The following is a 14,003-nucleotide window of genomic DNA, read 5'->3' on the forward strand; positions in this document are numbered from 1 at the left end:
TCGCTCGTATTTTTTCTTTTGAAGAAAATTTAGCCATAAAAAAGTGCACCTCCAATTGTTAGACTGTGTCTAACAATCGGGGTGCACTTCATAAATAGGCGGCTTTTTTAATTATCTCCGTTTCACCCCCTTGTCTTTTTCGCATAATAATGATAGTAGATTATGCTGGAGAGGGGGGAGGAAATTTAATAAAAAAAATAATTTTTTTCGGAGATTTTGGTATTGATGATGCGGTAGCGTTAATTTATGCGAATAAAACATGCAAATTAGACATTATAGGTATCGTTGCAGAGTATGGTAATGTGTCACGGGAAATTGTTATGGAAAATGTTTATGCTACAGAAGTGAAGATAATTGAAGGTGCTAGTAGACCGATGTGACAGCAGAAGAACCTTAATTTTTCCCTGAAATTCATGGTGATCACGGTTTAGGTCCAATTATTCCACTGAAAATGAGAATTTGTGACAGAGAAATTTTTTGTGAATTGATTAAATTAATTGAGCCTTGTCCATAAGATATTATTATTGTGGCGACGGGACGATTAACAACACTTGCAACATTATTTTTATTGTACCCCAATTTAATGAATCGAGTATGTTCTTATTCTATAATGGGCGGTGCTTTTCTATTTCCGGGTAATGTTACAGCAGTATCGGAAGCTAATTTTTATGGAGATCCCATTGCAGCGAATATCGTTATGAAATATACAAAGAATGCTACTATATACCCTTTAAATGTAACGCAACGAGCTCTTATTACCCCTGAAATGATTGATATTATTAATAAAGAAGGTATAGGGCAGGCGAAACTTATTAAACCAGTGATTGATTTTTATTACGAGAACTTTTACAAAAAAGAATATCCAGGCATTAGAGGGAGTCCGATTCACGATTTACTTCCGTTCATTTCATTTATAAATGGTGATATTTTTGAGTATAAAAAATCATCAGTTTGGATTAGTACGATAAATGATGTAACAAGAGGTCAAAGCGTTGCGGTTGATTTTAATTATCAAGCATTTAAAGACGAATTTATTAGAACAATATTGAAGTCAGATTGTCCTTAGTAAGTTGAGCATACATGTATGATTTTTAACTCACGAATAACTTACGAAAAATGTAACATAACTAATGGTAAGCAATTGTTTCTGATTATAATTTTATTGGTCAAAAATAAAGGAGGTAATTATATGATTTGGTCTTTAATTGTCGGTGGTATTTTAGGATGGTTTGCAAGTTTAATTACAGGAAAAGATGTACCGGGCGGTGTTATTGGAAATATTATTGCGGGTATTGTTGGTTCTTGGCTTGGTACGTTATTACTTGGTAAATTTGGACCTGTTATAGGCGGGTATGCGATTGTTCCGGCCTTAATAGGTGCGATTATTTTAATTTTTATCGTAAGCTTTATATTCCGTGCAATGCGAAAATGAATTCAGGGGGCTGTTTACATTTGTAAGCAGTCCTTTTTATATGTTATGCTACTGTTATACAATCAGGAGGTGTCAGCATTGAAAACATTTACAGTAAATTTTCATCAAGAGGATAATGCAAAGGCAACAACAGTACATAAATTAAGTGAAGAGGACTTCGATAAAGCAACAGAAAAAGGTACTCGTCATCTATTTGATTTAGATACAAACGTTGGTTTCTTCGTATTCTTTGATGCAGAAGATGCAGAAGGAAACGACCAATACTTAATGTTACAATATGAAGGAGATCATGAAGAACCAAGTGCTTGCTACGGATTTGATTTGAAATTGTTCTATCAATTTTTAGCATTATACTTAAATGATCTTGAATTCCAAGGTGAAACAAATGAAGAAGAGGAAGAGTATGGTCCAATTCATCATTTAGCGCACTTACTTTACCATATTGTTGAAGACGGTAAATCTATCGAAGTGTAAAAATACATATTTACAATATAAAACCAGCAGGGAATGATTATACACTTCCTGTTGGTTTTTTGCATTTATAGAATCCTTTTTGGCTACTCATTAAAGCTATAGAAGGAGGATTGTAACAAGTAAGGAGAGAAGGTGTATGCATACAAGGAGATGAATAAGATGATTAATAATACAATTCCAAGTTTTTTTCAGCTTTTTGACAACAATCATATAGGATTGGACGACTTAAACAATTATTATGATAAACACCCAGAAGCATTCGAAGAGTATTTTAAGTTTCACTGTCCGAAAACGGAAGAACGTCTTTCTAATGCGATTGACAAGTATCCAGTAAAACTAGAAGACATTCTTATCATTTCGGAAACTTTACCATCTATTATTCAAGAAGTAATTGAGCGCTATCGTGCTCAATTTGGCTTTGAAGTAAATGTAACATTTCATTTATTTGTTGGTGGATTTGGTTCCAATGCATTTGTGGAAAGGGAAATTATTGGAGATATATTTTTTGCGGCAGAGAAATTATCTTCTGAAAGGGAGCATCTCCGTGTTATCGTTGCTCATGAGATCGGACATATATATCATAATGTGGTGTTACAAGAGAATGGGATGGATTGGACACAGGCTGAATGGACTGATCCGGCGGTAAGTTTATATCGTGAAGGGGTCGCGACCTATTTATCACAACAAATAGTTAAAGATTTACGTGAGTCCGTTTACTATTCATATAGTAGTGATGGTGATCCATCGCTACAATGTTATAAAGAAAATGAAGAGCACATTAAGAAACGTTTTTTACAAGATTATGTTAAAGGATGGACAGATGAAAAAGAGAAAGAATGGTTCCGTCTATCAGGAGGGAACCATTTTGGATACAATCGCCTCGGTTATTTTTTAGGAACATCGTATATGGAGTATATTGTGCATACTCTCGGGGAAAGCGAAGCACTTACTTTTTGGAGCAAAAATAATTTGAATGAGAGTGTAATGGAATGGTTACAAAAGTGAATATGTTGAAGTGGGAGGCTGAAAATGATGAAAGTATATATGAAAGTACTTATATTTTTCCTGATTTTAACGTGTGTAATGGCATTAACGGCTTGTAAGAGTACAGAGGAAAAGAAACAAACAAATCCAACATCGGAAAATAGTACGGAAGAAAAGAACGATACGCCGGAAACGAGTAAAAAGAATGAGGACACCGCTTCGAAAAAAGAGAAAGAACCTGTGGAAAAACCAAAAGGCCAAGATTCAGCAAAACCGTCAACAGATTCTAATTCGAAAAATACAGCACTTAATCACAAATTAATAAATCATATTAATGATTTATTTGAACAAGCGAAAGAAGGTAAAGTTCCTAATGTTCCATATGCAGCGCATACAGGTGATATAGAAGAAATAGAGAAGGCATGGGGGAAAGCAGATAAGACTGAATCGGCAGGGAACGGGATGTATGCGACTTTTACAAATAAAAATGTTGCGTTTGGATTTAATAAAGGATCACAAGTCTTTGACGTTCGCTCTTATCATTCAGAGCTCAAATCGATTACGTTACAAGAAATTGAAAAGGCTTTAGGAAAACCAGCATCTGTTAAAGTAAACGGTAATGACAAAATATACGTCTATAAAGTAAATAATCAGTTCGAGTTGAAATTTGTTATTCCGAAATCGACTGGTAAAGTAGATCATATTTCTGTATTTTCACCGGAAGATAGTATTAATAAAATGGCAGGTTAAATGAAAGAGCTGTTCCTATAGGGACAGCTCTTTTACTTTGTTCCTTTCTAACGATTGAACAAAAAATGCTTGAATGATGCCACCGATTATTAATAGGAAGGCGCAAATATAAAATAGTGTACTGCCGTTTAAGTTACTTAATAACAATGCTCCTATTAGAGGGCCACAAGTTCTTGAAATATCCCAATGTATACCGTATATAGAAAAGTACAATCCACGTCTATGACTTGGAGCCATTTGTGCAACGAATCGTAGTAAATGATTTAAAGCGATACTTTCTCCAATTACTAAAAAGAGTAATGTAAAGAATAATGACCATATTGTTGTGGAATAACCGTAGCCAATCGCAGCGATAGTAAAGCAAGTATAAGAAATAACAATGATTTTAGGCATAGAAAATTTTTTAGACCATTTCACAAGGAAAATTTGGAGAAGCACTTCCATGACAGCTTTACAGGTTGAGATAAATACGAGTACGAATAGAAAATTTGGAAATACACTTTCGGCGAATATACGATAATTTGATTCTGTTTGAGCGTAGAAAAAACTAATAGGTAGCGTAGAAACCATAAGTCCAAACACAGCGTAATGTTTCGAAATAAAATGTTTTGGTGAATATACGTCTTTAGTTTTATTAACGCTTTTTATGAGGGGAGCTGTTTCAGGAAGCTGTGTCCATACGAGCACGGCATACAGAGTAAGAGTCACTCCTTGTGCAATAAATAAGTACTCAGGATGACTATTATAGAAAAAAGCGCCGATTAATGGGCCAATGACAGAGCCGATTGCTCCCATCGTTTGCAAAACAGCAAATATTTCTGCCTGTTGTTTTTCCTTTGTTAAGTCAGCGATTTGAGCGCGCTGTGCCGGAATATACAAAGAGCGGCCAATACCATTTAAGACGTACAATAAGGCGAAAAAGGCGACTGATTCAGCAAAAACGAATCCGTTTACGGCGAAAGCTTGTAAAAGTAATCCAAGTAACATGATTTTCTTTCGTCCGAATTTATCTGTTACACCTCCAGCGATTAATGTAAACACAATGTCAGCGAGTGGCTGTAATCCGAAAAGAAGCATCGTAACTATGACATTACCATTTAAAGCTTTATTAACATGGACAATAAAAATGATAGCTAACATTGATTCAGTCGTCCGAATTAATAATTCACCTAACAATCGAATGAGAATGGGCTTATTATAACGTTTTATAAGTTGATGCATTTCTATTTCCTCCTTTCTATATTGAAATGATAAGATGGAAGATAGAAATGAAAAAGGGTAGAATGAAAGAGGAAGATTTTTCATCTTTTAGGGGGCGTTTTATGACTATTTTGGAGCAATATATGAACCTATGGCTCCAGTATGGAAAAGGGAGATCAGAGGGCGAGAAATTAGAAATGACAATACAAAATATATCTGAAACATTATTTTGTACAGAGAGAAATAGTAAACTAATTATAAAAAAATTAGAAGAATTAAATTGGATATTATGGTTTCCGGGCCGCGGAAGAGGGAATCGTTCGAAGTTATCCTTTCAAAAGCATCCACTTTCTTTAATTTTGGAAAGAGGAAAAGAAATAACGAAACAAGGAGACGTAAAAAGTGGGATCGCATTTATTGAGCGATATAGCTCGTATTTCCCATCACTTCTAACGCAATTTCAAACTTGGATTGATTCGATATTTGGTTATCAAGTTGAAAGGACATCACAGGGGAGAAGAGATGTACTACGTTTGCAAGTTCAAATGAATCTAGACATAGCATTAGATCCTGTATACGCCACGATGCGTTCGGAATGTCATATGGTAAAACATATATACGACACGTTAGTGTATGTAGACGGAAATACAAACAGTGTAGAACCAAGACTTGCGTTTTATTGGGAATATGATGATCAGAAACATATTTGGACCTTTTACTTACGAAAAGGCGTTCAATTTCATAATAGAAAAGAACTAACCGCTCATGATGTTGAACATACATTTAAGCGATTTATGAAAGCGAAAAATAACCCGCATGCTTGGATGTTACAGCACGTTGAAAGTTTACATATTCTAGATGACTCCATTGTGCAGGTTCGTTTATCTACTGATAACAAGTTGTTTTTACATGCTTTAAGTGCAGAACAATGTTCTATTGTAAGTGAAGATGAAGATGGGAAGTTACTCGGTACTGGACCGTTTCGGTTATGTGAAAATAATGAGGATGTATTCGTATTAGAAGCAAATGATTTTTATTTTCGCGAGCGACCATTTCTCGATCGAATTGAATTATGGAATGTAGAGAGCAGAGTGAATACGTACGATATATTAGCGAAAGCACGTTATAAAAATATAGAAAAGCATTATAAAGAACTATCTAGACTTGAGTCGAATGTAACATATGTTACGTTAAATACTGCAAAAGAGGGACCTATACAAGATACGCAGTTCCGGAAAGCTTTATATAATATTATCCATGGCAAGGAGATTATTGAAGAATTACAAGGAGCGCGCGGCGAAATAGCAGAAGAATTAGTACTAACAAAGAGCGGTACAATACATACAAATGAGGATATACATACACTTATTAAAGATAGTTCATACCGTAATGAAACGCTACGTCTATATACATTTACAGGACAAGATCATGTTGAAGACTCAAATTGGATACAAAAAGAATGTACGAAATACGGAATTAAAATTGATATTGAGTTTCTTGAAACAGAAGAGTTGTTGCAAATAAGTACGATACAAAAGGCTGATATTATGCATGATAGCGCGACAATTAGCGAGCGTATTGAAGAGAGTTTACTATATATGTTTCTTACAAAAAATAGCTTTATTCATCAGCATAGCAATATAAACTTTAACGAAGTATTGCAGCCTTATTTTATAGAGAATCAATTAGATAAACGGGTGACACTGTTACGTGATATTGAGGACACATTGTTACGTCAAATGCATATCATTCCTTTATATCGTAACAAACAGCAAGTAAGTTCACATGAAAAAATACAAAATATAATAATTAATTCACAAGGTTGGATTGATTTTTATGAAATATGGTTTAAACCTTGATTTATAAAGGTTCTTACGCATTTTTTATGAGATGTGTAAGAGCCTTTTTTGTATGTAAGACAGGTTTGTTTTACACATTGTTACGCTACCTGTGATAAAAGTCTATTTACGGCGTAACAGTGTTATGTTACATTGTTATTAGGAAGGAGTGACATACAGTTGAGTACAGATTTAATTTCAAAAAAAGATTTATTAGAACTAACTGGTATTTCATACGGACAGTTATATAGGTGGAAGAGAAAAAATTTAATACCGGAAGATTGGTTTGTAAGGAAATCAACGTTCACAGGTCAGGAAACATTTTTTCCAAAAGAAAAGATATTAGAACGTATTGATAAAATCCAAACGATGAAAGAGGAATTATCACTTGATGAATTGGCAAATATGTTCTCACCGAGCGTAACAGAGGTTCTTTTAACGAAGGATGATGTCGTACGTAAGGGCATTGCTTCAGAGCCAGTTTTACAATTTTTCATTGAGAAAACGAATAAAGTAGCAGATTTTCAATTTGTAGATATTCTTTATGTATATATGTTAGAAGAACTTCTTCAATCAGGAGATATTAGCTTAGAAGAAGGGAAAATGGTCTTACAAGTTTTACGTGAAAATTATGAAACGATTAAGCATAAAAATTGTGATCTAGTTATCATTCGGAAGTTAGGGATTTCTACATGCTTCTTAGTATCAAACGTGGAAGACTTAATTTTTGAAAAAGGAACAAAGATTGTTTTACGTGTTGCAATTATGAATTATACAGAAGCATTAAAAACAAAACTGTTGTAGTGGAGGAGAAATAATGCGTACAGAAAATTTAATTATAAACGGTTACGGTTCATCGAATGGCGGCGAGTTTCATAAAGTACAACTAAATGGAAAAGGAACTGTTAATGGAAACGTTGAATGTGACCAATTCGAATGTAATGGTTACGGTACTGTTACTGGTGATTTGAAAAGTAGTAATGCAAGAATTAGTGGATCAGGTAAAGTTGAGGGTACAGTTAGTGCAGATATGATGCGAATCGATGGGAAAGCGACAATTACACAAGATGTAAAGGCGAACACTTTGAAAATTGCAGGAAAAGGAACAATAGGTGGAAATGTAACCGGTGAAGAATTTAAAATCAATGGCCAAGCGACGATTGATGGTAATTGTGAAGTAGATACTTTTTCTTCAGAGGGACAATTTACAGTTGGTGGATTATTAAGCGCAGATGAAATTAATATAAATATTCACGGCACATGTAGAGCGAAAGAAATTGGTGGTCAAACCATTAAAGTAAAACATAGATTGAGTGCTTTTAGTCGACTATTTAAAACAGTATTTGGCTTACAGTTAGAAGCTGAACTGCTAGAAGGTGACAATATCGATATTGATTATGCTCACATAAAAACGGTAAGAGGAAACAATGTTACAGTAGGACCGAACTGTGAGATTGAACTGATTGAATATACCGGGGTTCTTAATGTTGATCAAAGCGCAAATGTAAAAGAAATTAAGCAGGTTTAAAGGAAGGGAGAAATCAGTATGGAACATCAACATAGCCTTACAGTAAATGGTTCTGGCAATTCAGCGGGGGGAGAATATAACAAAGTAAAGATACGTGGCGAAGGAACAATCTCTAACAATATGAGTTGTAATGAGTTTAAGACATACGGGACGAGTGATGTACGTGGAAATATGAAAGCTAAACATTATGTCGTGTATGGAGATAGTGAAGTGCAAGGCAATGTAGAAGCGGAATATGTAAAAATATATGGTAATACACAAATACATGGTGATGGTCATATTCAAAAAACAATAGTTAGAGGTATGATTGAAGTTAAAGGGAAGTTTTCAGGTGATTTCGTAGATGTGAAAGGCGCTTTAAATGTGAAGGGAGATATAGAGGTAGAAAAATTATTACTAACTGGTGGTCTTGAAAGTGATGGTTTGCTTAATGCTGAAAATATTGAAATCTCACTACGTTATGAAGGAAGTAAAGTGAGAGAAATCGGTGGGAAAAAAATTACAGTACGTAAAAAAGCGAGATTTATTCCTTTTACAAGTCATGCCGGAAACCTTCAAACATCAATTATTGAAGGAGATGATATTTATTTAGAACATACAATAGCAGACGTAGTAAGAGGAAATCATGTTATAATTGGTCCTGGCTGTGAAATTAGTGTTGTAGAATATCATACTAGTTTTAACCAGAAAGGGAAATCAGTTGTAAAAGAACATAAACAAATATAAGTAGTATGAGGGAGAGCAAGAGATATGGTTGAGAAGAATAATAAACTCGGCTTCGTTGTTGCCGGTTTATTGCTGGGCATCTTAATGGCATCAATGGATAATACCATTGTCGTAACAGCAATGGGAACGATTGTTGGTGACTTAGGAGGTCTTGAAAACTTTGTATGGGTTGTTTCTGCCTATATGGTTGCAGAAATGGCAGGTATGCCGATTTTCGGTAAGCTATCAGATATGTATGGCAGAAAGAGATTCTTTATTTTCGGTTTAATCGTCTTTATGATTGGTTCGGCACTTTGTGGAACTGCTGAAAATATTACACAGTTAGGTATTTATCGTGCCATTCAAGGTATTGGCGGCGGGGCACTAGTGCCGATCGCATTTACTATCGTTTTTGATATTTTCCCACCTGAAAAGCGCGGAAAAATGGGTGGATTATTCGGAGCAGTATTTGGTTTATCAAGTATCTTTGGGCCACTACTTGGTGCATATATTACGGATTACATTAGTTGGCACTGGGTGTTCTATATTAACTTACCACTTGGAATTTTAGCACTTATTTTTATTACATTATTTTATAAAGAGTCACGGGTTCATAGAAAGCAAAAGATTGATTGGTTCGGCGCAATTACTTTAGTTGGTGCAGTAGTTTGTTTAATGTTTGCGCTAGAATTAGGCGGACAAAAGTATGATTGGGATTCTAGCTTTATTTTAAGTTTATTTGCTGGATTTGCTATTTTAATAATTGGATTTATTTTTATTGAACGAACAGTAGAAGAACCAATCATTTCATTTGAAATGTTTAAACAACGTCTGTTTGGAATGAGTACAATTATTGCATTATTTTATGGAGCGGCATTTATGTCAGCAACTGTTTATATTCCGTTATTTATTCAAGGTGTATACGGTGGCACCGCAACAAACTCAGGATTATTGTTATTACCAATGATGTTAGGTTCAGTCGTAACAGCGCAGCTAGGTGGATTTTTAACATCGAAACTTAGCTACCGTAATATCATGATTATTTCTGCTATAATTATGCTAATCGGATTATTCTTATTAAGCACGTTAACACCAGAAACAAGCCGTGTACTATTAACTGTGTATATGATTATTATCGGTTTCGGAGTCGGTTTCTCATTCTCTGTACTAAGTATGGCTGCTATCCACAACTTCGGTATGGAGCAGCGCGGGTCTGCGACTTCAACGAGTAACTTCATTCGTTCATTAGGTATGACACTTGGTATTACAATCTTTGGAATGATTCAAAGAACTGGTTTCCAGGATCAATTAGAAGAGGCATTTAAAGGTATGAGCGGGGGAATGAATACAAATGCTTTGGGAGATTCAAGAGCTATTCTATCAGAATCTGCAAGATCTCAAATTCCACCGCAAATATTAGATAAAATTATTGAAGCTCTTTCTAGTTCAATCGTTCATACATTTATGTGGGCGTTAGTCCCAGCAGGTTTAGCGTTCGTATTCATTTTCTTTATGGGAAATGAGCGCATGGTATATAAGAAAGAGCAAAACAAGATAAACAGTGAGACATCAAAAGCATAAAGAAAAAAGCTCCTTTCAATTTGGAAAGGAGCCTTTTTGTATGTACGAATCTCAATTAGCCTTCAATAATTTCGTATTCTTCGTCTGCTAATAATAAAATTTGTGTTTTCTTACCTTTATTTTGAACTTCGATTACATCATATGTACCTAAGTCTCTTAGCTTGCTTTGAGAAGCGTTAACCATAACTTCCATAGAATCAATTAAGATATCTTCTTCAATGTATGATTCAGGCAATGCCATATCTTCAGTAGCTAATACACATTCATATAGATTTTGTAAGTTTTCAGCCGTTGGGTTTTGTTCCTCAACATCAATAATGTTTTTTACTGCTTCCATATTTTCTTCTTTTGCTTGGTATACTTTAATTTTAGCCATTGTTTTAATCTCCTTTATAACGTAATCGTAGAGGCTACAATTGATTCAACTAATCATTAGAGCGAGATAAAGTCCCTCTCTAATAGAAGTTTCACTTTATTATAACGCTTTTTTATAAAAAGATGAAATTGTTATGTGTACTTATATAGAAAATTATATATTCTTCACATATTTTGTTCATTATTTGCGAATAATCATGTATTCACTTTAAAAATGAAGCGGAAGTATTGAATGTAGGATGAATTAAAAGCAGTTATTAACTAGCTATAGCATCATTTCAATGTAAGTAGATGTTATAATGAGTTTGTATTTGCGTATGATTTATAATTATTTGATTTTTTAATGAAGTACACAACTTCTGTTAAAAAGGAATCATTCTTTTCAAATTTGGATGATTAACGTGTGTTCAAACGGAAAATTGATTTTCAAAGAAAGAAGGAAAGTAAATGATATATGAATCAAATATACATACAAGAAAAAAATTAGTTTCTATGTTCGAGGATTTTAATAATGTTGTTCTACTTTCTTATTTACAAGGACATATGGGCACCGCTTGGGTGAACGATCTCGAAAATCCGACAGTAGCGCAAATTACAGTGGGGATTTTCACATTTTATGGCGGAGATCCAACCGCGGTAGAAACGGAAGAGTTATTACGTAACATTCCTGAAAGAATTTTAGTAATTGTAAATAGTGATGAGTGGAAAAAGCGTTTAGAAGCGTTTCATGAAAGAAAAATAGATAAGATTTTACGGTATAAATTCAAACGAAATCCAGAATTGTTAAATCGTACGAAATTAAAATCATTTATAACGGTACTTCCAAATGGATATGAATTAAGAAAAATAGATAAGTATATTGCAAATAACCCAACATTACACAAAGTTTCTGAAGATTTTACAAGTCAATTTAGTTCAATAGATGATTATGTAAATCGAGGTGTAGGTTATAGTATTTTGTATAATGGAGAAGTCGTATGCGGTGCATCATCATATAGTATTTATGATGATGGTATCGAAATCGAAGTTGCTACTGACCCGAATCATAGAAGAAAGGGATTGGCGACTGTAGTTAGTGCGGCATTAATACTGGATTGTTTAGAAAATGGAAAATATCCAAACTGGGACGCAGCGAATAATACGTCTGCCAAACTAGCAGAAAAGCTAGGATATGTTTTTGATAAGGCGTATGATACTTATTTTGTGAATACTAGGTGAATGAAGGCGAAGTTGTACGAATTGTACAACTTAAAAAATTTAAAGGGAACGAATGAAGATGAAAATGTTTGCCATAGAATGGTTGATAACTCCTATTGAAAAATTGGAGAATAATATAACTAGTTAAATGATGAGGAGATTTCACAATCTATTGACTAAAAAACCGGCTTTTTAAGTCGGTTTTTATTTTTAACAGATTTGGCGTATATGTTGTTTGAATAAAGAAGCTAATTAAATAGCATAGATAATTACTTGTTATAATGTGAGGTGTAATACAAAGTACATTAACTCCTTTTTTACAAAACTCACAACTTAAATAGTAATACATGTTTATCATAAGTTTCTAAACACCAATTATATTTTTTTAGAATAATTGGATGGACAACTTCTTGAGTATTATCAACTTCAGTAAAGCCGTATTTTTTATAAAAGCTTTCTAGTTCCTTAAAAGGAAGACAATACACATTTTGTATTTGTAATTTTTTTGCAGTTTGTACTAAAAATGAAACAAGTTCCCCAGCTAATTGTAGACCTCTAAATTCAGGGAGAATAAAAATCCCTCCCATTTCAATAGTATCTTCATCTATTCGGACTAATCGACCGACACCTGCATACTCATCGTTGTATGTAATGATCGCAACTTTATCCCGCTTTAAATCACTCGGTACAAATCCTATTGATTCGTATTGGATATTAATCCATTCTAAATCATTAGATGTAGCTAATTGAATCCCCATAATTGTTCCTCCTTTAGACAAAAACTAATATTCTCATTATATATTACGAGGCAAATTGTAATTCATATATGGCATAATAATTAGTGGGAATAAGTGAAAACGAAATCATTTTTATAAATAGTTAAAGTTTTGAAGAAGAGTGCATACAATATAGAGTACTTTTCCTTTCTTCATTCTTGTTTTACGTATATAATTTAAAAGTAATATTTTTATTTTATTTTTTTATATATTTATAACAGAATAGAGGTTTAAAAATGGGCGTTAAAATCATTACGGATAGTGCGGCGGATTTACCGGAAGAATTGCTGCAAGCATATGATATAGATTTAATTCCACTCCGTGTATATGATGAAGCAGAAACAGAGTATTTAGATGGGGTTACATTAGAGTCAGTTACATTATTGCAAAAAATGAGAGAAGGCGCTGCTTACAGAACTTCATTGCCTTCACTTGAAACATTCCAAGAAAAGTTTGTTTCCTATGCAAAAGAAGGAAATCCTTGTATATATTTAGCTTTTTCATCTGAATTGTCTGGTACATATCAATCGTCAGTTGTCATTAAAGAAGAAGTGAAAGAAACATATGCTGAATTGGATTTAGAAATTATCGATACGAAATGTGCTTCGCTTGGTCAAGGGCTTGTCGTATTAGAAGCTGCTAAAATGGCAAAAGAAGGCGCATCAAAAGAAGAAATCTTAAACCGTGTCGCTTTTCTAATGGAGCATATGGAGCACATCTTCACTGTAGCTGACTTGCAGTACCTTGTTAGAGGTGGACGTTTAAGTAAAGTAGCCGGTTTCATCGGTGGTTTATTAAACATTAAGCCAATTTTAAATGTGGAAGAAGGAAAACTTGTACCACTTGAAAAGGTAAGAGGAAAAAAGAAAGTATTAAGCCGAATTGTTGATATTATGGAAGAGCGTGGAAAAGACCTTAAAGGTCAAACAATTGGTATGACACACGGTGATGATCTAGAAACAGCTGAAGCACTAAAAGCGTTAATTACAGAAAGATTTGGCTGTGAAGTATTTATCGTAAATACAATTGGTGCAGCAATTGGTGCGCATACAGGACCTGGTGTTATAACATTATTTTTCTTAAATGAAGTAGAGTAAAGGATTGATCTTTTGATCAATCCTTTTTTAATTCTAATATAATTGTTTTTTGTGAATAAAAAATAT

Annotated in this window: 14 protein-coding genes and 1 pseudogene; 12 read left to right on the top strand and 3 right to left on the bottom strand. The window is 33.9% G+C overall.

Annotation, left to right across the window (positions count from 1 at the left end; translation table 11 throughout):
• The first annotated feature begins 149 nt into the window (after positions 1 to 149).
• From MR109_RS14095 to MR109_RS14115, 5 genes and pseudogenes are all read left to right on the top strand, one after another.
• Positions 150 to 1,066 (top strand): annotated as a pseudogene (locus MR109_RS14095) (nucleoside hydrolase).
• 123 nt (positions 1,067 to 1,189) lie between these two features.
• A complete protein-coding gene (locus MR109_RS14100) occupies positions 1,190 to 1,432 on the top strand; it encodes a GlsB/YeaQ/YmgE family stress response membrane protein (protein WP_002172362.1) in 243 nt (80 codons plus the stop codon).
• A gap of 78 nt (positions 1,433 to 1,510) precedes the next feature.
• Positions 1,511 to 1,906, top strand: a complete 396-nt coding sequence (locus MR109_RS14105; RefSeq protein WP_002172361.1) for a hypothetical protein — start codon at positions 1,511 to 1,513, stop codon at positions 1,904 to 1,906.
• A 159-nt stretch (positions 1,907 to 2,065) separates the two neighbouring features.
• Entirely contained in the window at positions 2,066 to 2,911 is an 846-nt protein-coding gene (locus tag MR109_RS14110; RefSeq protein ID WP_242272523.1) for a DUF5700 domain-containing putative Zn-dependent protease, read from the top strand.
• A gap of 24 nt (positions 2,912 to 2,935) precedes the next feature.
• Complete coding sequence (locus MR109_RS14115) at positions 2,936 to 3,640, top strand: YjgB family protein (RefSeq protein ID WP_242272525.1); 705 nt, start codon at positions 2,936 to 2,938, stop codon at positions 3,638 to 3,640.
• 15 nt (positions 3,641 to 3,655) lie between these two features.
• Here the strand turns inward: MR109_RS14115 and MR109_RS14120 are convergent, their stop codons facing one another.
• Positions 3,656 to 4,861 carry an MDR family MFS transporter gene (locus MR109_RS14120; RefSeq protein ID WP_242272527.1) on the bottom strand — a complete coding sequence of 402 codons (1,206 nt, stop codon included), beginning with the start codon at positions 4,859 to 4,861 and terminating at the stop codon, positions 3,656 to 3,658.
• Positions 4,862 to 4,923: 62 nt separating this feature from the next.
• On the opposite strand from MR109_RS14120, the gene MR109_RS14125 reads away from it, so the two are divergent.
• The 5 genes from MR109_RS14125 to MR109_RS14145 all read left to right on the top strand — a co-directional run bounded on the left by MR109_RS14125 (position 4,924) and on the right by MR109_RS14145 (position 10,492).
• Positions 4,924 to 6,699, top strand: coding sequence for an ABC transporter substrate-binding protein (locus MR109_RS14125; protein ID WP_242272862.1), 1,776 nt, complete (start codon positions 4,924 to 4,926; stop codon positions 6,697 to 6,699).
• A gap of 159 nt (positions 6,700 to 6,858) precedes the next feature.
• Positions 6,859 to 7,482 (top strand): YhbD family protein, encoded by a 624-nt coding sequence (locus tag MR109_RS14130; RefSeq protein ID WP_071719285.1) that lies wholly within the window; start codon positions 6,859 to 6,861, stop codon positions 7,480 to 7,482.
• A gap of 13 nt (positions 7,483 to 7,495) precedes the next feature.
• Positions 7,496 to 8,206: a bactofilin family protein gene (locus MR109_RS14135; RefSeq protein ID WP_002172355.1), complete on the top strand. Its 711-nt coding sequence runs from the start codon at positions 7,496 to 7,498 to the stop codon at positions 8,204 to 8,206.
• An 18-nt stretch (positions 8,207 to 8,224) separates the two neighbouring features.
• Positions 8,225 to 8,932, top strand: a complete 708-nt coding sequence (locus MR109_RS14140) for a cytoplasmic protein (protein ID WP_242272530.1) — start codon at positions 8,225 to 8,227, stop codon at positions 8,930 to 8,932.
• Between the two features lie 24 nt (positions 8,933 to 8,956).
• Positions 8,957 to 10,492, top strand: coding sequence for an MDR family MFS transporter (locus MR109_RS14145; RefSeq protein ID WP_242272533.1), 1,536 nt, complete (start codon positions 8,957 to 8,959; stop codon positions 10,490 to 10,492).
• A 55-nt stretch (positions 10,493 to 10,547) separates the two neighbouring features.
• On the opposite strand, the gene MR109_RS14150 is transcribed toward MR109_RS14145, so the two are convergent.
• Positions 10,548 to 10,868: a hypothetical protein gene (locus tag MR109_RS14150; protein ID WP_001062736.1), complete on the bottom strand. Its 321-nt coding sequence runs from the start codon at positions 10,866 to 10,868 to the stop codon at positions 10,548 to 10,550.
• Positions 10,869 to 11,314: 446 nt separating this feature from the next.
• Here MR109_RS14150 and MR109_RS14155 point away from each other — a divergent pair, with 446 nt between their 5' ends.
• A complete protein-coding gene (locus MR109_RS14155; protein WP_098304184.1) occupies positions 11,315 to 12,085 on the top strand; it encodes a GNAT family N-acetyltransferase in 771 nt (256 codons plus the stop codon).
• Positions 12,086 to 12,390: 305 nt separating this feature from the next.
• Here MR109_RS14155 and MR109_RS14160 read toward each other — a convergent pair whose 3' ends face one another.
• Positions 12,391 to 12,822 (bottom strand): GNAT family N-acetyltransferase, encoded by a 432-nt coding sequence (locus tag MR109_RS14160; RefSeq protein ID WP_002172351.1) that lies wholly within the window; start codon positions 12,820 to 12,822, stop codon positions 12,391 to 12,393.
• 254 nt (positions 12,823 to 13,076) lie between these two features.
• Here MR109_RS14160 and MR109_RS14165 point away from each other — a divergent pair, with 254 nt between their 5' ends.
• Positions 13,077 to 13,937, top strand: coding sequence for a DegV family protein (locus MR109_RS14165; RefSeq protein WP_071719290.1), 861 nt, complete (start codon positions 13,077 to 13,079; stop codon positions 13,935 to 13,937).
• The last annotated feature ends 66 nt before the right edge of the window (positions 13,938 to 14,003 follow it).

Source organism: Bacillus cereus group sp. BfR-BA-01310 (assembly GCF_022664325.1).
Lineage (GTDB): Bacteria > Bacillota > Bacilli > Bacillales > Bacillaceae_G > Bacillus_A > Bacillus_A paramycoides.

What these genes read in the sequence shown, in the direction of transcription:
- MR109_RS14115 (WP_242272525.1), top strand. Translation starts at nt 2,936, where the DNA reads ATGATGAAAGTATATATGAAAGTACTTATATTTTTCCTGATTTTAACG.
- MR109_RS14150 (WP_001062736.1), bottom strand. Translation starts at nt 10,868, where the DNA reads ATGGCTAAAATTAAAGTATACCAAGCAAAAGAAGAAAATATGGAAGCA.
- MR109_RS14140 (WP_242272530.1), top strand. Translation starts at nt 8,225, where the DNA reads ATGGAACATCAACATAGCCTTACAGTAAATGGTTCTGGCAATTCAGCG.
- MR109_RS14110 (WP_242272523.1), top strand. Translation starts at nt 2,066, where the DNA reads ATGATTAATAATACAATTCCAAGTTTTTTTCAGCTTTTTGACAACAAT.
- MR109_RS14145 (WP_242272533.1), top strand. Translation starts at nt 8,957, where the DNA reads ATGGTTGAGAAGAATAATAAACTCGGCTTCGTTGTTGCCGGTTTATTG.
- MR109_RS14125 (WP_242272862.1), top strand. Translation starts at nt 4,924, where the DNA reads ATGAAAGAGGAAGATTTTTCATCTTTTAGGGGGCGTTTTATGACTATT.
- MR109_RS14120 (WP_242272527.1), bottom strand. Translation starts at nt 4,861, where the DNA reads ATGCATCAACTTATAAAACGTTATAATAAGCCCATTCTCATTCGATTG.
- MR109_RS14155 (WP_098304184.1), top strand. Translation starts at nt 11,315, where the DNA reads ATGATATATGAATCAAATATACATACAAGAAAAAAATTAGTTTCTATG.
- MR109_RS14100 (WP_002172362.1), top strand. Translation starts at nt 1,190, where the DNA reads ATGATTTGGTCTTTAATTGTCGGTGGTATTTTAGGATGGTTTGCAAGT.
- MR109_RS14165 (WP_071719290.1), top strand. Translation starts at nt 13,077, where the DNA reads ATGGGCGTTAAAATCATTACGGATAGTGCGGCGGATTTACCGGAAGAA.
- MR109_RS14135 (WP_002172355.1), top strand. Translation starts at nt 7,496, where the DNA reads ATGCGTACAGAAAATTTAATTATAAACGGTTACGGTTCATCGAATGGC.
- MR109_RS14160 (WP_002172351.1), bottom strand. Translation starts at nt 12,822, where the DNA reads ATGGGGATTCAATTAGCTACATCTAATGATTTAGAATGGATTAATATC.